Source organism: Streptomyces sp. NPDC032745 (genome assembly GCF_055579465.1).
Genome location: NZ_JBVING010000005.1, coordinates 106,940 through 123,343 on the forward strand (window position 1 = coordinate 106,940; position 16,404 = coordinate 123,343).

Below are 16,404 nucleotides of genomic sequence, written 5' to 3' on the forward strand. Positions count from 1 at the left end.
CGTCAGCAGGGGCCTTGGAAGGTTCCTGCTAGGGCTGACTCCCGTATTGGAGGAATCCGGCACCAAAGCCGCCGTCGGCAGAACACTCACGATCGCCGATGGCGGCTACCCCGGCACCGGACTCGTCATGCCGCACCGACGCCGCAAAGGCGAAGACCTGCCCGACTGGAAGCAGGCGCACAACAAGTCCCACAAGCAGATCCGCGCCCGCGTCGAGCACGTCTTCGCCCGTATGAAGACCTGGAAGATCCTCCGCGACTGCCGCCTCAAAGGCGACGGCCTCCACCACGCCATGCTCGGCATCGCCCGCATGCACAATCTCGCCCTCGCCGGATAGGCGAGCGGATCGCACACGACTGACCCCTGCCCAGGGCGACTCGAGATCAGTGGCGCTGGCACCGTGGCGGAAGGCCCGGGCGGTGCACGATCCGGGCAAGACCGTGCTGGATGTGGCCCTGGCGGTCGCGCTGGGCGGGGATTGCCTGGCCGATGTCGGGATGCTGCGGGCCGAGCCGGGCGTGTTCGGCCCGGTGGCCTCCGACCCGACCCTCTCCCGCCTCATCGATACCCTGGCCGCGGCCGGTCCCAAGGCCCTGACCGCGACCCGGTCAGCACGGGCCGAAGCGCGCGAGCGCGTCTGGAAGTTGGCCGGAGCCACATCGCCGGACACCGCCGGCCAGGTGATCGTGGACCTGGACGGGGTGCTGGTGCTGGCCCACTCCGAGAAGCAGGACGCGACCGCGACCTGGAAGAAGACCTTCGGACACCACCCGCTGTTGGGCTTCGTCGATCACGGAAGCGGCGGCACCGGAGAGCCGGTGGCCGCGCTGTTGCGGCCCGGGAACGCGGGCAGCAATACCGCCGCCGACCACATCGCCACCGCCCAACTCGCCCTGGTCCAGCTGCCGAAGAAGTACCGGCGCGGACGCCAGACGCTGATCCGTACCGACTCCGCAGGCGGCACCCACGAGTTCGTCGCCTGGCTCGCCCAGCGGGGAAGGTGGCTGTCGTACTCGGTCGGCATGACCGTCACGACGCCATCCACCAGGCCGTCCTCAAGGCCCCGCCCGCCGCGTGGACACCCGCCGTCGAACCGGAAGGTGAGATCCGCGACGGCGCCTGGGTCGCCGAACTCACCGGCGATGTCCTGGGCAGCTGGCCAAAGGGGATGCGGCTGATCGTCCGCAAGGAACGTCCACACCCCGGCGCCCAGTTACGCATCACCGATGCCGACGGCCTGCGCCTCACCGCGTTCGCCACCAACCCCACCGGCACGGCGATCGCCGCCCTGGAACTGCGGCACCGCCAGCGCGCGAGGGCCGAGGCCCGCATCCGGGCCGCCCGCGCCACCGGCCTGCGCAACCTGCCCCTGCACGACACCGCACAGAACCAGATCTGGCTGGAGATCGTCCAGATCGCCCTCGACCTCCTCGCGTGGATGCCCATGCTCGCCCTGACAGGCAAAACCCGCAGGTGGGAGCCCCGCCGCCGCCGGCTCCGCCTCTTCTCCGCCGCCGCACAGATCGTCACCACCGCCCGCAGCCGGCACCTGAGATTCGCACGCCACTGGCCCTGGACCGACGTGATCACCAACGCCATCGTCCGGCTCGAAGCCCTCCCGAACCCCGACTGACCAGCACGTTCCCGCCCCTGCGAGCAGCACCACCCCGACCGGAGCCGTGGAACCTGGCGCCCACCCGACGCGACAGCCGGGCCATCAGCCTGACCACCACCAGCCCGAACAACCGAAACGGCCCGCCGAGGAAACCGACGGACCGTCACGAAATATCGAGGCTAGGGCCCGCTCTGACACTGGCCTGCGCGAGTACTTCCACTCCGATCTGACCCACCTCGGTGAGGACGGTCCGAGCGTCAGGCACTGCCTGCTGCCCGCCTGGCGAGGTATCCGTGCGTGCGTCGGAGCGCGTCAGCCGTCAGGCCGTTTGCGAGAAGTAGCAGCCAGCCTCCAGGCAGGAGCACGGTGCGAATTGTATATCCGGGATTGGCGTCATCCGAGGGCTCCCAGCCGAATGTCATCGCGAGCACCCACAGACCAAGGAGCGTCACGATGGTGATCCAGCCGGCACAGATCACGCCTGCCGCCAGGCCGAACTTCTTCAGGTCTTGGCTGCCGACCAGCCTCAGCAGGAACAGGAGTGCCAAGGCGAGGCCGGCCGCTGTACCGATGATCCCGATGGGTATCGCCTGCCAGCTCGTCGCCACTCCGGGGATGCCGCTGGGAATCGCTTCCCAAGGGTGCTGCCAGTTGAAGCGCTCGACTACGTGCGCCACTTGAGTGCCGGAGGACTCCTTCTTCCAGGTCTCCGAAAAGAGCGGCTTGAAGCTCGCCCAGACGAGCGCTCCCGCTGCCACGAGGATCTCTGCCACATGGGTGCCGATCACTTCACCCACCGATGGGGGCCCGATCGGGTCCGGCACCTGCTGCGGCAGTTTCTGCGTACCCGGCAAAGCGGCGGGAGCCGATGAGACGACAGGCCCCGTCTTCGGGGTCCCGCCGCCTTCATCGCCACCCATCACGTGCGGGGAATCAGGCTGATTGCGTAAGGCGGTGTCTGCCGCTTCCGAGCCGGCGACAGTGAGGGCACGCAAAGCGCTGGTGCGCGCCTGGATAGCCACGCGGGCGCCAGTAATCCCCATCCAGGCGCCCGGACCGAGCGCGTTACCCAGCTCCTCCTCGCACCACTCCCGCACACGTAACGGTGTCGGGCGCTCGTCGGGGTCCTTGTGCAGGCAGGCGGCGATCAGTCGGCGGAGAGGAGGGGTGAAGAGCGACACGTCCGGGTCGTCCGCGACGACGCGGTGGGCAACGGCCCACTCGTTCTCCGCGGCGAACGCCTCACGGCCGGCGGCGAGGAAATACAGGGTGGAACCGAGAGCGAAGACGTCGGAGGCCGCGCCGACGGCGCGGCCCGAGGCCTGCTCGGGCGACATGTACAGCGGGGTGCCGATCCGGGTGGAATGGCTCCGGTAGGTCACCGACTGGGTCAGAGATTTGACGATGCCGAAGTCGATGACCTTCGGACCGCTCTCGTCCAGCATGATGTTCCCGGGCTTGAGGTCCCGGTGCACCACGTTCGCGGCGTGGATGTCGGCGAGGGCGTGGGCGATGCCCCAGGTCAGCAGCATCACCTGCCCGGTCGGCAGCGGCCCATGGTCGGCCACCAGGTCCCGCAGGGAGGGCCCGGCCACGTACGTCGTGGCCAGCCATGGCCGCTCGGCCTGGGGGTCGGCGTCCAGCAACGGCGCGAGGTGGGCACCGCGCACCTTCTGTGCGGCACCCACCTCGCGCGCGAATCGCTGCCCGAACTCCGCGTCCCCGGCGAACTCGTGACGGATCACCTTCAAAGCCGTTGGCTGCCCGCCAGGGGAAAGAGCGAGAAACACCTGCCCCATACCGCCCTCGCCCAGCCGCGCCACCAGCTGAAAGCCTCCAAGACTGTCCGGATCGTCCGACTGTAATGCAGGAAACTGTAACGCTGCCTGTGGCACGAAGCACTCCCTCTCGACTCCCCACCCGGGGATACCTCATGGTTCGACCGCCCGCCGCGTTCGCCCCCCGAGCGTAGAACCCTGCCTGCCGTTCCACCAGCTCAGCCGAAGGTCCGACCCCTGCCTCGCGCATTGGCTGCAAGTCAGGCAGCTGCACGGGGCGCATCAGCTCCGTGCCAACAGAACCGACAAGATCACCAATAGCATCCGGAAGAGCGGTCAGAACCTCGTAGTCGGCCACTTCGTCGGCTGATTCTGGGAACGAGATAGCAGATGAACCCTCTTTGTGGTCGGCTCGGTAGCTGGCTTCTGCCTGTGATGACCCAACCGTGTGTCTACGTGCCGCCTCCGGCTGGCGCGGCTGCTCAACTGCGCATCCCCACCGGGACACGCCCCACGTCACGGCCTACCGCCTGCGATCGCAGGGCAGCTGAACGACGGGTGATCAGGAATCGATACAGAACCTGTCCCTGCCGATACTCATCCGCGCGCACTACAACACCGGCCTTGCGGTAGTGGAGATGGATGAGCAGGCTGCCGACGGAGAGGACGGCCCCGCACCAGGCCGGACGTGGTCCTGGCCGACAAGGCGTACTCCTCCCGCGCAATCCGCGAGCACCTGCGCAAGCGCGGGATCCGCGCTGTGATCCCCGTCCCGGCCGATCAACGCGGCCACCGCCTGCGGCGCGGACGCCGGGGCGGCAGGCCACCGGCGTTCGACCGCGAGGCATACAAGCAGCGGAACACCGTCGAACGCTGCGTCAACCGCTTGAAGCAGTGGCGGGGCATCGCCACCCGCTACGAGAAGACCGCGACCATCTACCTGGCCGGACTCCACATCGCGGGCATCTTCCTCTGGTCTGCACGGTGATCCAAACGAAACGGCCTAGGGGCGCCTGCCGCGCCGACCCACATAGGAAAAGCCGCCGTCCCCACCAGGCTCTGCGCCCGGTGGGAAGGCAGCTTTTCGTGTGTGACGCCCCACCAATGGAGGAGTCGATCGTGCGTCGCGCGTGCGTCAACGTGCGTCAGATATGCGTCAAGATGTCGCCCGTAACGCACGTGGCGCACATAATTCGCACTCGGTAAAACTGGAGGTCAGGCGCCCTTTGCCGTGGGTTCAAGGATGGCCACCCACTCAACATGATGGGTCCATCGGGATAAGATCTATCGAAAACATGCGAAAGAAAACCGCAGGTCAGCGGCCTGCGCGGCGTAAATTGGACAGGCTGCCGGTATGCGTTACGTACAGAGTGGGCGTTATGCGCAGCGCGCTGACGCTTCTTGCCTGCCTCTGTTCCCCGTACACGGGAGCCCGGCGAGGGCCGTGCACTGGCTCCCGCGCATTGCGTCCCCCAGCGCCCATGCCGCCCGGGAAGCGGTCAGGCGCGGAGGGGCTTCTGGGCTCCCAGGAGCACCCCCATCGCAGGTATGCGTAACGCAGGGCCCGGTTTTCGGGCCCGGTCCTCCACCTCGACGACCTCGCCGCGGCCAAGACCGGGGCCCTGTTCGGCCGAGCCGAAATCCGAGACGCCATCGACGTCAACGCGCCGCTGAAGGCCGGCTACACCCGCTCTCGGCTGCTCGAACTCGCCGCACAGAACTAGGCCGAACCCAGTCTCGACAAGTACGTGTCTGCCCTCGCCCGCGTCCAGCACCACACGGACAAACAGTTCGCCGCTTACGGCCTCGACGCCCCGGCCGCCGCCGCCATCCGCGAGCAGTTCGCGGCCTGGCACCGCGAACTCGCCGACCGAGGAGAGCCGAAGCCGCGGGAAACCCCGAATCGCAGACCGAGTCGTCCACTGATCAACCCGCCAAACAGGCCACAAGCCCCCTCCCCACCCCACCGCCTCGTCCCGGCCCGAAGCCGAACCACGGACCTACCCGGCGGTAACGGCCGGGACTACGCCCCCCACATGCGTTGCAGTACTAAAGGGTGTTGCAGAAGGCTCAGTCTTGGGCATTTTGCCTGTATGGGTGGGGTGTTGCGGGCTGAGCCGGTGTGGGTGGAGACGTTCACGGGCTTGCGGATCGACCGGTTCGCGAAGCTGGTGAAAGTGGTGCGGGAGCGGGGCGGGAACGGGCCCCGCGGCGGCCGTCCCTGGTGCCTGCCGCCGCCCGACCGGGTGCTGCTGGTGACTGTGTACTACCGCACGAACCTCACCATGCGGCAGCTCGCTCCGCCCACCGTCTGCCGGGTCATCCAGCGCCTGCGGCCCCTGCTGGCACTGGAGCCGGCCCCACAGCCGGTCGCCGACGTCGACCGGCTGTGGATCGTGGACGGAACCTTGATCCCGGTCCGCGACCGCACCGTAGCCGCCTCGTCCCGCAACTACCGGCTTTCGGCGAACGTGCAGGTCATCATCGACGCAGACACCCGCCTGGTCATCGCGTCGGCTCGGCCGGCGCCGGGTAACAAGGCCGACGCCCGCGTCTGGCGCGAGTCGGACCTGCCGGTCGTGGCGGCCGGGACGACGGTCATCGCCGTCGGCGCCTACCTGGGCACCGGACTGATCGTCCCGCACCGCGGAAGGCCAGGGCACGTGGGTCAGGCCCGCTCTTCCAGCCCGGTCGGTCATGTGTTCCACGAGGAGCCGGCCCGGCATGACGTTCGGCAAGCTCATCTCTGATCGCCTACGAGAACGACTTCCAACCAGCAACAACCACCCTGACCCCAGGCCGGATAGACGTGTTCAAAATCCGGGGTCAAGGCCCGCTGGCCAGGTCCCCGCCCTGACATAGATCGTCCGATCAGGTGTGAATACAACACTCAGACCACGTGGTGAGCGGTGTGATTGCCAGGGTGGTGTCAGATGGAGGTGCCCGCCAGGGCATCGCAGCCCCCCTGAACGGCGGGCGCCCACCGACTCCTCGCCCCTCGAAGCCTCAGTCACGTCGCCCGGGGGGCGGGAGACGGTGCGGGACCACCGGCCGAGCAGCCGCCGACAGCCTCGGCACCCTTGGGCCACCCGGGCGGTCAAGCGACACGGACCACCCAGGCTGGTCGTTGCACCAGCATGACCGACTCCATGGTGCAGATCCCTGCGGACTGGCTGGCCCGGGTCTTCCTATCGCTGCGCCGGAGCGCATCGGACGACGCGAAGGCCCTGGCAGCAGAGCTGCAGCCGTTCACGGAGAAGCCGGGTCAGCGGGTACCTGTCCCGGGAGCGACCGTACTGCGCACGGAGTTGGCCCTGCAGGGGGAGATCGAGATCGCCGACGAAGAAGGCCGGCGTGCGCGACTGTCCGAGGAAGCCGAGTACTTGATCAAGGCCTGGCTCCCCCGCCAGTAGGACGTTGGCTCTCCGTGCTGACGCATGTCGCCGGAGTGCTGGCATAGCGGCCCAGTCGGACGGTCCTCAGATGTACCGCGGCGGCCGTGGCACGAGCCCTCATCGGCAGGCTCCGGTCGGCGAGCTCCAGGATGATCTTGTGCTGAAGAAACGCCCTTGGCCCACGCGCGGCCGCCCTGAGATCATCCGCAGCTACTCACGCTCAACGATGACCTTGGACACCTTTCCTACGAGATGGCCGGTGACGGCCCGCCCGTCGTGCTCGTGCACGCCGGTATCGCCGATCACCGCATGTGGGACGCGGTCGTGCCGCCCTAGCGGAACGGCACACCGTCATCCGGTACGACCTGCGCGGCTTCGGTGAGTCAGCGCTCCCGACGGGGCCGCTCCGGGAGACCGACGACCTGCGCCGCCTCCTGGACCACCTCGGTCACGAACGGGTCCGGCTCGTGGGCGCGTCCTGGGGTGGCCGTGTGGCCGCGGACTTCACACTCACCCACCCGGAACGGGTGCACTCCCTGGCCGTGCTCAGCGCACCATGGCCGCGATACCACTGGTCCCCGGACATGATCGCCTACGACGAGGCCGAGACGGAGGCCTTGGACGCGGGCGACCTGGACGCCACCGTACGCATCAACCTGGACATCTGGCTGCGCGGGCCCTACCGCAGCTGGGATGACGTGGCCGACGGTCTGTCCGACCAACTCCGCAGCCCGCTGCGCACATCGCTGGTGAACCAGGCGTCGTGGGGCAGCATTCCCAGGGCCCGCAACCGGCGACATCGCCGCCATCTCCGTCCCCACGGTGGTGGGCATCGGCAAGCTCGACGTCGCCGACTTCCAGGACATCGCCCACCGGTACGCCACCGAGATCCCCGATGCCACCCTGGTCGACTTCGCCACGGCCGCCCACCTCATCGCCATGAACGCGCCGACCGAACTCTGCGCGGTACTCGGTCCGTTCCTCGCCCGATAGCGTGCATCGTAAGGGTCTTAAGCCGCTCATGATCCTATACTTCGAGACGTGCAGCTCATGAAGATCAGGCGTGCCACGGAGCAGGACGCCGAAGGCCTCACCGCGCTGGTGCAGGAGTCGAGCGCCTACCAGGGCCAGTACGCCACGGTGATCTCCGGCTACCGGGTCACGCCTGATTACATCGACCGGCATGAGGTCTTCGTGGCGGTCGGCACGACGGGCCAGTTGCTGGGCCTCTATGCCCTGGTGGTGGAACCTGCCGAACTGGACCTGGCGTTCGTCTCGGACGACGCACAGGGGATGGGAGTCGGCCGACTCCTCGTGGAGCACATGATCGACCGGGCCGGAAGAGCGGGCCTGACCCAGGTGCGTGTGGTGTCGCACCCGCCTGCCGAGCAGTTCTACCGGCGCATGGGTGCCGAGCCGGTGGGCACCGTTCCTCCCTCACCACCGAAGGTGACATGGGCGCGCCCGGAGTTGCGATTCTCCGTTGCCGACCTTGGTACTACGCCCACGGACGTCACAGCCGTACGTTGATCGCGGCGGTGGAGACGGTGCCTCGATACGGACCGCGAGCGCGTGCCGGGTCGTGTAGGCCGCACGGTCAAAGCCCAGGGCCACCGTAAGCGCTGGGCATGCCCCGACGCTTACGGTGGCCCGCCGGATCAGCCCGTCCCGAAATCGGGCACCGGATCTCTCGGCGGTGCAGACTGGCAGGCTTCGCGCGCGACGAAGCCGTCCCGCCGGCCGGGGAGATCCCGACCGACGGGGCGAGCTCCCGCACCACTCCCAACGCCCTTTAGCCGATGACGACCCCGGTGTTCTGGCAGGCGGTCAGCGGCCATCGGCGGCGGGGAGGACCTTGCGGGTGAACTCCGAGATCGCGTCGAGGCCGATGAGGACCTTGCCGTGGGCCGTCGTCCAGATCGCGTCCCGGTGAAAGAGGGCGAGGAACTCCTCGGGGTCCTTGTTCTGCTGGGAGTGCTCGACGGCGGCGACGAGCCGGCCGATCGCTTCGATGTCCGCCGCGCAGGATGTGGATCCAATCAGCTTTGTGGGGGATCAGAGTCGAGTGTGAAGGGTTGCGTGCGGCAGATGAGCAGGGCGACGTCATCGGGGTCGTCGGGACGTCGGAGTTCGCGTAGGAGCCGGTCGCAGGTCTCCTCCAGGGACTGGTCGGGCACGGCGAGCAGGGCGAGAAGGGTGTCGAGTCGTTCATCGATGGGATGGTTGCGGGTTTCGACCAGTCCGTCGGTGTACAGGACCAGTTGGTCCCCGGGGCCGAGGCCGAAGGCGGTGGTCTCGAAGAGGGCTCCACCGACTCCGAGCGGGGTGCCGGTGGGCAGGTCGAGTAGTTCGGGGCGCTTGCCGCTGCGCACGAGGGCGGGCGGTAGGTGGCCGGCGTTGGCGATGTGGCATTCGGCACGGTGGGGATCGTAGACAGCGTAGAGGCAGGTGGCGATGTAGTGCTCCAGCCCCGAGGTGATCTTGTCGAGGTGCTTGAGGAGCTGGTCGGGGTCGAGGTTGAGGTCGGCGAAGGCGCTGGTGGCAGTGCGCAGGCGGCCCATGGCGGCGGCGGCGTCGATGCCGCTGCCCATCACGTCGCCCACGACGAGTGCGGTCCTGTCGCCGTCGAGGGGGAAGACGTCGTACCAGTCGCCGCCGATCTCGTACGTGGCCTGCGCGGGCCGGTACCGCGAGGCGATCCGCAGTCCGGGAAGGTGCGGCGGGTGGCTGGGGAGCAGGCTGCGCTGCAGGGTCTCGGCGGCGTTGCGCATCCTCTGGTGTGCGCGGGCGTTGTCGATGCACACGGCGGCGCGGGCGGCCAGTTCGGCGGCGAGGGAGAGGTCGTCCTCACCGAAGGGCGCCGGGTTGCGGGCCCGCGTGAGCCCGAGGAAGCCGAGGACGTGGCCGCGTGCGATGAGCGGGACCGACAGGTAGGAGTGCACGCCGGCGCGGGCCAGCAGGGCGGCGGCGTCGCTGTCCCGGGCGATGCGTGCCAGGTCGGTGTCGTCGGCGTGGGCGATGAGCTGTGGCCGCCCGGTGCGTACGGTCTCGGTGGCCACGCGGTCGGCGGCGTACGCGGCGATCTCGCCGGGCGGGTCGGCGGCCTCGACCGCTTCCGTGGGATAGGCGGCCTTCACCGCGAGCGCGCGGAAGAGCGCCGGGCCGTCCCGGGGAGCCCGGCCCGGGCGGTGCTCGTCCAGAACGGAGTCGAGCACATCGACCGCGACGACGTCGGCGAGCTCGGGAACGATGACCTCGGCCAGCTCACGGGCGGTCTGTTCCACGTCCAGGGTGGTGCCGATCCGGGCGGAGCCGTCGGCGATCAGGGCCAGGCGCCGCCGGGCCTCCGCGGCCTCCATGGCCGCCTGGTACCGGTCGGTGACGTCGACCACCAGGTCGGCCACCCCGAGGACCCGGCCCTGGGGGTCCTCCAGCCGGTACAGGGAGATCGACCAGGCGTGCTGATCCGGGTCACCTGGTGTGTGGCCGACGATGGTGGACTGGTCAACCATCGCAATCCCGGTCTTCAGGACTTCCCTCATCGCGGCCTCGGGCACCCCGAACTTCGCGGCGGTCATGACCTCGCGGTAGTACCGGCCGAGGTGATCCGCCACGGGCATGCCGTGCATCCGCTCCAGGGCGGGGTTGACGGCCACGTACCGCAGATCGGTGTCGAGGATGGCCAGCCCGATGGGCGACTGCGAGATCAGCCGCGTGGACAGCGCGACGTCCCGCTCCAGCTCGCGCAACGTCGACTCGTCCGCGGCGAGCCCGAGGGCGTAGAAGTCACCGCGGTCGTCCAGCAGCCGCATATTGCGGAACTCCACCAGCCGAGTGCTGCCGTCCTTGTGCCGAACGGGGAACGCTCCGGCCCAGCTCTCACCGGTCCCCATGACATGGGCGAACAGCTTGCCCATCAGCTCCCAGTGCTGCTCATGGACGAGCAGGGGCGCCGCGTACTGCCCGAGCGCCTCCTCAGCGGAGTAGCCGTACAGGTCCTCGGCCTGCGGGCTCCACAGGACGATCCGCCCATCAGCATCGAGCAGCACGGCGGCGACACCGAGGAGGTCCATCAGCGCGCTCGGCTGCGGCGCACCCTCCTCCGCCTGACCGGCATCGGCCCGCCGCCCCTCGGCTGGGCTCATCGCAGGCTCTCCTTCCACCTGCCGGCATCGCGCGGGCCGTCCGCTGACGCCGGCCCTGGCCTGACTCCTGCGTCTGCGGGGCGCTTCGGGTTCCATGGTCCCCCCGGATTGGCCGACCGCACCATAGGACGAGATCCTTCCGTGGCTGGATGTCCTTGCGCCGCTTCCTCGAGGGCGAAGCCGGCGGATTCAGCGCGGACCCGAACCAGACCGGAACGTACACCCGAGGCAGTCGCGCCCAGCCTGGAAGGGAAGGGCTGGCTCCTCAGGCCAACGGTGTCCCCAGGGGTGAGCCGAAGATGTACGCTGCCATCGCGCCGGACAAGGTCCCTGACTCGGCCAGTGGGGTAACGCATGCCGCCGCTGTGAGGGGCTGCTCCGGCTCCATGGCCTGCCGCGGGCCGGTCTTGCGGTTCGCGCGCTCCCCACCCGCCGCTCTCGACGCCGGCGTCCTCCGCAACGCCGGACGGTGGACATCATCGAGCGAGCGGGAGCAGTCATGACGTGGAGCATCTCGGGCAACTGCCTGGCTGGTTGCACATGCGCGCTGGTCTGCGGGTGTGCCGTCGACGCGAAGCCGCACGACCCGCAAGGACGCGAAGAATGCCTCGGGTGCGCCGCCTTCCATGTGGCGGACGGGCGCTTGGACGACGTTGACCTGTCCGGGGTGACCTTCGCCTTCTGCAACCACTTCCCCTCCAACCTGACGGCCGGTGACTGGAAGGTGGGCATCGTCGTCGACGAGGGTGCGAGTGACGAGCAGGTCGACGCTCTGGAGCGCATCCTTTCCGGGCGCGAGGGCGGTCCGTTCGGTGAACTGTCGCAGTTCTACGGCGAGTACCTCGGCGTGGAGAGGGCGAGCGTCTCCCTGACGGACGGGGAGCGGCCCCTGCTCAGCGTCGGTGGGAAGACGAAGCTCGCGTTCGAAGCTCTTCGCGGTCCCGATGGCGGGCCCACGACGATGAGGAACGCGATGTTCGGTTCTCCCCCGAGTTCACCCCGGGGCGTACGACGGGAACGTCGAGTGCCTTCGGCCTGTCCTTCGAGCCGCAGTACGGCGAGCAGTACACGGGAGGAGGGCGGTCGATGTCTCCTCCCACGCCGGTGGAACCACGCCGGTGGAACCACGCCCGCTGCCCACCGTGTTCTATCGCACGTCACTGTCCCGCTGTGTACCGATCGCGATCCTCGTCGGCGTCGTGCTGTCCCTGGTCAACCAGGGTTCCGTCCTCGCGTCCGGCGACGCCGACACGGCCACGGCCACGGCCGTACGCGTGGCAGTCAATTTCCTGGTGCCGTTCTGCGTCTCCAGCGCCGGATTCTTCAGCTGTCGGCGCGCCGGTTGGCGGGCGGCGGCGGGGCCACGCCCAGCGCCGCCGCTCAGAGCAGGCCCGTCATACGGTTCATGTCCTCCATCGGGGGGAGCGTTCTCCAGGCCGGGCAGCAGCCAGTCCTGGAACGGAGCGCGGCGTGGCCGCCGCACTTGGTGCAGCACCATGGCCTCCCATTCCGGCGGGGTAGCCCGCCCTGGGGTCCTACGGGTGAACCCGCGCGTGTCCTGAGGGGCTCAGGACGGTCGTGGCGCACAACGTGGGTGGAAGGCCCCGTACCGGCGTGAGGACGCGACGAGATGACGACCGTAGTGGTGACCGGCGCGACCGGGAACGTCGGACGACACGTGGTGAGCGAACTGGGCCGGCGCGGCATCCCCTGCCGCGCGCTCACCCGCAACCTGGAACGAGCCACTGCCGTACTCGGCCCCGGCGCCGACCTTGCGCAGGGGGACTTCAGCGATCGCGATTCGCTCCGTGCCGCCTTCGCGGGCGCCGAGCAGGCCTTCCTGAGCTGCGCCAACGACCCGCGGCAGGTCGAGAACGCGGCAAACGCGATCGAGGCCGCAGCGACGGCCGGTGTCCCGCAGATCGTCCTGCTGTCCACGGTCGGCGCCGAGGTCGGGGCGGCGCAGACGTTCGCCGATCAGCACGGCCGCATCGAGCAGCGCCTGCGCTCGGCGGGGATCCCTTTCGTGATTCTCCGGTCCGGCTTCCTGATGTCGAACCTCCTCGGTTCACTGCCGACGATCGGGCAGGCCGGGCGGATCTTCCTGCCCGCCGACGACGCCCGCGTCGCCATGATCGACCCCCGTGACGTGGCCGCCTGCGCGGTCGCGGTGCTCTGCGGGCAGAGCGGGGACGGAGAGACCCACCTGATCACCGGGCCGGAGGCCATCACCTTCACCGAGGTCGCCCGCCAGCTCTCCACCGCCCTCGGACGGACAGTCGAGTACGTCGCCGTACCCGACGAGGCAGCCCTGGCCGGCATGCTCGGGGCGGGCCTGCCGCCGTGGCTCGCCAAGGGGGTGATGGGCATCTTCCAGATGCTCAGGGAAGGCATCACTGCCGACACCACCGACTCCGTGCGCCAACTGACCGGGCAGGACCCACGGCCCGTGGCCGACTTCGCCCACGACCTCATGGCACCGCTCCTGACCCGCTGATGCCGCAGCGGGACGCAGCCCGCGCGGCAGAGTAGGTCCCGGCACAGGGCCTCGCCGCATTCGGGATCAGCACCGGGGACCGACGTGGCCGACCTGATGGTGTTGCCGCTGCGGCACTTGCCGGGGCTGGGGCCGGGGTCACCCCCTCTCCCACGGCGGCGCCTTCGCCAGGACACCGTGGGCCTTGACCGACCGGACCCACTCGGCGAGCAGTGAACGGACGAAACCCCTCGGCCACCGAGAGGTAGCCGGGGCCTCACGCGTGACGGCATGTCAGGCTGCGACGGGGGTGACGTCGGCGTTCCGGTGGAAGACGATCACGGTGTCAGGGGCGACGGGGGCACGATAGGTCGGCGAGCGGTCACGTCGTTTCGCCGGGCGTATCGAGCGGCCTCCGACCGGTTCGCCATGCCGAGCTTGCGCAGCACGGCGGCGACGTGGTGCTCCACGGTGCGCCGCGACAGGAACAGCTCGTCGGCGATCTCGGCATTGCGGAGTCCGTCGGCCAAGAGGGCGAGCACCTCCCGCTCGCGGGTGCTCAGTCCGTCTGGGCCGGCACCGCGGGACGGGCGTCTGGGGATGTCGCGCACCCCGAGCCGACGCAGGCGGCGGGCTGTGATGTCGCGCATCGGGCGTGCTCCCAGGCGGTCGAAGGCCGCGAGTGCCTCGCGCAGCATCCCCTCGTCAGCAGTGTCGGCGAGCGCGAGCGCGGCCTCGTAGGGGCAGCCGATCTCTTGCCAACGCTCTGCCGACTCGCGCGATCGGCCCGACAGCTGGAGCCGGTAGGGGTCTGCGGCCCGCGCCCGGACTGCGGCCGGTCCGTCGGCGCGCGAGAGCCAGTAGGCCAGCTCGCCGAGCAGCCATGGCTCGCCCTGCTCCTCGGCGGCGGCCAGGGCCGGGGTGACCACCGCGCGTACCTGATCGAGGTCGCCGGTGTACGCCGCGGCTTCCGCCAGCGCCGGAGTCGAGCCGATGATCCAGCCGACGACCGGCTCGGCGGTGACCATGACCGAACGCACCCGGGTCAGCAGGGGGCGGGGATCGGAGTCACCTCGGCGCGAGCGCAGCCGGCCCAGCACCACCATGGCGATCATCCTGCGCCCGTCGTCCACGCCCGCCGTGCGCAGCACCTCCGAGGCGAGCGCCTCGGCCTCGTCCCACCGGCCCTGGTCGAGCAGCGCCCGCGACCGGAAGGCACGCAGCCACTGGCGCCACACCTCCTGCCCGTGATCGTCGGTGAAGGACAGGGCCTCCCCGTACCACCGCTCGGCCTCCTGGTACCAGCGGCGGGTCACGCAGATCAGCTGGAGCCAGAAGTAGCCGAGGCCGGCCTGATCGTGTGCGGATGCCTCGCGCGCCAGTCGGACGCTCTCCCCGATCAGGTCGAGGCCGGCCACGTCGCCGTCCTGGGCGCGGCCGATGCCGATCGCCAACAGCGCGAGCGCCCGTTCGAGCGGTCCGGTGCCCTCGTCGGCCGTGGCGAGGAGCCGCTCGCCCCAAGTGACCGCGTCAGCGTTGCGGAACGCCATTGCGGAGAGCTTCGCGCGAATGGCGCAGGCGAGTGCGTACTCGGGCCCCGGTGGCTGCCCCGCCAGCAGCGCGAGTGCCTCGTCGCAGGCCTTCTCGCCGAGCGGGATCTCCCGGGCCAGGTGCGCCGCGGTGATCGCCAGCCCGACCAGCGCCCCGCCCCGCCGACGGTCGTCGCCGACCTCCCGCCACGCCTCGACGGCCTCCTGCCGGGCGCGCAGGGCGCCGTCGAGGTCATCCGCGAGATGACACTGCCAGCCGAGTTCCTCCAGGAGCCCGGCCCGGTCCGCGTCCAACCTGCCCGGGAGGACGGCGAGCGCGCGGCGAAGGTGTTCCGCGGCCTCCGTGTGAGCCCCCAGCCCGGATGCCCGCTGCGCCGCAAGGGGCGCGTAGGCCAGCACGGCGGCCCGGTCGTCGGCACGCTCCGCGTGATCGGCGAGCCGCGCCGGTTCCACTTCGCCGGGTGGCCGCGCCCCGAGCACGGCCAGCGCCCGCCGGTGCAGGGCCGCCGCACGTCCCGGCGGGATCGCCTCCATGACCGCGACACGGACCAGCTCGTGCCGGAATGCGACCGCTCCGTCATCGGCGGCGACCAGCCCGCGGTCCACTCAGGCGTCGACGTCCTCGGCCGCCCGGCCCGATACCGCCTCCACCAGCCATGGGGCTGCCCGGGTCCCGAGACAGGCGAGGGCATCGAGTGCCTCCCGCGCACCCGGCTCCAGCCGGGCGGCGCGGGCGAGCACCGCGTCCCGGACCGTGGGGGGAACGGTGGCCCGGCCGTCCCCCAGGACCTGGGTCACGAAGAACGCGTTGCCGCCCGTGCGCCGGTACAGCTCGGCCGGGTCGATGTCCGTTCCCTCGGCGAGCCGTGCCACGGCCGCCTCGGACAGCATCGGCACGGTCAGTCGGCGCACGACGGGAAGGGCCGCGAGGTCCCCGGCCAGGACGCGCAGGGGGTGGCGTGCCCCCACTTCGTCCTGCCGGTAGACCACGACGAGCATGGCCGGGCAGCCCTCGATGCGGCGGCCCAGGAAACGCAGCAGGTCCAGCGTGGCCTCGTCGGCCCAGTGCGCGTCGTCGAGCACCACGAGGGTGGGGTCGCCGCCGGCCCGCAACTCGTCGAGCATCAGGCGGCGTGCCTCCACCGGATCGGCCGGGCCGCTGAGTTTCCGGCGCAGCGGCGGTGACAGGTTGTGGGCCATGTCGCGGAGCGGGCCGAGCGCAAGCGGTGTGGTGAGGGGTTCGCAGCTGCCACGGAGCAGGCGCACGTCACCCAGCCTCCGGCCGAACTCCTCGACCAGGACGGTCTTGCCCGCCCCTGCGTCACCGCCGACGAGAACGAGCCGTCCGGTGCCGACGCATGCCTCACGCCACCAGCGGGTCAGCGACTCGATCTCGCCGTCCCGTTCCTCGAGCGTGCAGGGGCCGACCGTCACCTTGTCCATGG

At 70.0% G+C, this 16,404-nt stretch carries 9 protein-coding genes and 6 pseudogenes; 10 read left to right on the forward strand and 5 right to left on the reverse strand.

The annotated features are described in order from the left end of the window. Nucleotides 1-49: 49 nt before the first annotated feature. Nucleotides 50-337 (forward strand): annotated as a pseudogene (locus ACZ5WG_RS14570) (transposase); the annotation flags it as partial. Beyond that, nucleotides 318-1,633: pseudogene (locus ACZ5WG_RS14575) on the forward strand (IS1380 family transposase). The pseudogenes ACZ5WG_RS14570 and ACZ5WG_RS14575, both read left to right, overlap by 20 nt. Nucleotides 1,634-1,872: 239 nt before the next feature. On the opposite strand, the gene ACZ5WG_RS14580 reads toward ACZ5WG_RS14575, so the two are convergent. Beyond that, nucleotides 1,873-3,510, reverse strand: a complete 1,638-nt coding sequence (locus ACZ5WG_RS14580; RefSeq protein WP_468723193.1) for a serine/threonine-protein kinase — start codon at nt 3,508-3,510, stop codon at nt 1,873-1,875. Nucleotides 3,511-4,057: 547 nt separating this feature from the next. Between ACZ5WG_RS14580 and ACZ5WG_RS14585 the strand changes: the two are divergent. The 6 genes and pseudogenes from ACZ5WG_RS14585 to ACZ5WG_RS14610 form a co-directional block, all read left to right on the forward strand. Next, nucleotides 4,058-4,381: pseudogene (locus tag ACZ5WG_RS14585) on the forward strand (transposase); the annotation flags it as partial. A gap of 1,105 nt (nt 4,382-5,486) precedes the next feature. Beyond that, a pseudogene (locus ACZ5WG_RS14590) lies at nt 5,487-6,053 on the forward strand (transposase family protein); the annotation flags it as partial. 489 nt (nt 6,054-6,542) lie between these two features. Further along, nucleotides 6,543-6,806 carry a hypothetical protein gene (locus ACZ5WG_RS14595; protein WP_468723195.1) on the forward strand — a complete coding sequence of 88 codons (264 nt, stop codon included), beginning with the start codon at nt 6,543-6,545 and terminating at the stop codon, nt 6,804-6,806. 293 nt (nt 6,807-7,099) lie between these two features. Continuing rightward, nucleotides 7,100-7,513: pseudogene (locus tag ACZ5WG_RS14600) on the forward strand (alpha/beta fold hydrolase); the annotation flags it as partial. Between the two features lie 97 nt (nt 7,514-7,610). Next, on the forward strand, nt 7,611-7,781 hold the full coding sequence (locus tag ACZ5WG_RS14605) for an alpha/beta fold hydrolase (protein WP_468723938.1): 171 nt from the start codon (nt 7,611-7,613) through the stop codon (nt 7,779-7,781). A gap of 57 nt (nt 7,782-7,838) precedes the next feature. Then, nucleotides 7,839-8,318, forward strand: a complete 480-nt coding sequence (locus ACZ5WG_RS14610; RefSeq protein WP_468723897.1) for a GNAT family N-acetyltransferase — start codon at nt 7,839-7,841, stop codon at nt 8,316-8,318. Between the two features lie 306 nt (nt 8,319-8,624). On the opposite strand, the pseudogene ACZ5WG_RS14615 reads toward ACZ5WG_RS14610, so the two are convergent. Both ACZ5WG_RS14615 and ACZ5WG_RS14620 read right to left on the reverse strand, forming a co-directional pair. Next, a pseudogene (locus tag ACZ5WG_RS14615) lies at nt 8,625-8,831 on the reverse strand (SgcJ/EcaC family oxidoreductase); the annotation flags it as partial. Then, on the reverse strand, nt 8,828-10,933 hold the full coding sequence (locus ACZ5WG_RS14620) for a SpoIIE family protein phosphatase (protein WP_468723196.1): 2,106 nt from the start codon (nt 10,931-10,933) through the stop codon (nt 8,828-8,830). The gene ACZ5WG_RS14620 and the pseudogene ACZ5WG_RS14615, both read right to left, overlap by 4 nt. Nucleotides 10,934-11,432: 499 nt before the next feature. On the opposite strand from ACZ5WG_RS14620, the gene ACZ5WG_RS14625 reads away from it, so the two are divergent. Then, nucleotides 11,433-12,551 (forward strand): DUF1326 domain-containing protein, encoded by a 1,119-nt coding sequence (locus tag ACZ5WG_RS14625; RefSeq protein WP_468723899.1) that lies wholly within the window; start codon nt 11,433-11,435, stop codon nt 12,549-12,551. A 12-nt stretch (nt 12,552-12,563) separates the two neighbouring features. Then, entirely contained in the window at nt 12,564-13,430 is an 867-nt protein-coding gene (locus ACZ5WG_RS14630) for an SDR family oxidoreductase (protein WP_468723197.1), read from the forward strand. 317 nt (nt 13,431-13,747) lie between these two features. On the opposite strand, the gene ACZ5WG_RS14635 is transcribed toward ACZ5WG_RS14630, so the two are convergent. Both ACZ5WG_RS14635 and ACZ5WG_RS14640 read right to left on the reverse strand, forming a co-directional pair. Then, nucleotides 13,748-15,565, reverse strand: coding sequence for a helix-turn-helix transcriptional regulator (locus ACZ5WG_RS14635; RefSeq protein WP_468723199.1), 1,818 nt, complete (start codon nt 15,563-15,565; stop codon nt 13,748-13,750). Beyond that, entirely contained in the window at nt 15,566-16,402 is an 837-nt protein-coding gene (locus tag ACZ5WG_RS14640) for an AAA family ATPase (protein WP_468723200.1), read from the reverse strand. Nucleotides 16,403-16,404 lie beyond the last annotated feature (2 nt).

What these genes read in the sequence shown, in the direction of transcription:
- ACZ5WG_RS14595 (WP_468723195.1), top strand. Translation starts at nt 6,543, where the DNA reads ATGGTGCAGATCCCTGCGGACTGGCTGGCCCGGGTCTTCCTATCGCTG.
- ACZ5WG_RS14610 (WP_468723897.1), top strand. Translation starts at nt 7,839, where the DNA reads ATGAAGATCAGGCGTGCCACGGAGCAGGACGCCGAAGGCCTCACCGCG.
- ACZ5WG_RS14620 (WP_468723196.1), bottom strand. Translation starts at nt 10,933, where the DNA reads ATGAGCCCAGCCGAGGGGCGGCGGGCCGATGCCGGTCAGGCGGAGGAG.
- ACZ5WG_RS14625 (WP_468723899.1), top strand. Translation starts at nt 11,433, where the DNA reads ATGACGTGGAGCATCTCGGGCAACTGCCTGGCTGGTTGCACATGCGCG.
- ACZ5WG_RS14630 (WP_468723197.1), top strand. Translation starts at nt 12,564, where the DNA reads ATGACGACCGTAGTGGTGACCGGCGCGACCGGGAACGTCGGACGACAC.
- ACZ5WG_RS14640 (WP_468723200.1), bottom strand. Translation starts at nt 16,402, where the DNA reads ATGGACAAGGTGACGGTCGGCCCCTGCACGCTCGAGGAACGGGACGGC.